Annotated in this window: 1 pseudogene; it reads right to left on the reverse strand. The window is 45.6% G+C overall.

The window, feature by feature from the left end:
- Window positions 1-507: pseudogene (locus AB4585_RS23630) on the reverse strand (hypothetical protein); the annotation flags it as partial.

Genomic DNA, 507 nt, shown 5'->3' on the forward strand with positions numbered 1-507 from the left:
ATGTATCAGTGCATCCCTGAAGAATCGCTTTATCTGACCAATACTCCAGATCAAGCTGCCAATTGGCGCGCTGTTGCTTGTCGCCAAACTCTTTAGAAGAAAGCTTATCTAAGAAATACTTTGCGATGCCATAGCTTGATTGGTTGCTACCACTTAACGCAAGAGCAACGGTATCGGCCAGTTCTAGAGAGTGGTTCTCTTGCCATTCAGGCATCTGATTTTGGCTAATGTTCAATAGCTTACCCGCCACATACTTAGCAATGTCATGCATTTCTTGCATCAGCTCGCGCATTCGTGAATGGGACAAGGTGATTTGCGCGACAAAGTGTCCGTGGCTTTCACTGATATGCACTGACTGGTTACCCAGATGACGCAGTGTGTTCATGCTTTCAATCACCCAAGCATCAATCTTACCTGAGGCCTCAAGCTGCTTGATCTTATTAATTAAATCCCCAGAAACTGGCGGCTTTAACCCATAAAAACGCCCTAGTTCATGGCACGCAAGTT

Origin of the sequence: Vibrio sp. 10N.222.49.C9 (assembly GCF_041474985.1) — a bacterium.
Taxonomy (GTDB): domain Bacteria; phylum Pseudomonadota; class Gammaproteobacteria; order Enterobacterales; family Vibrionaceae; genus Vibrio; species Vibrio crassostreae_C.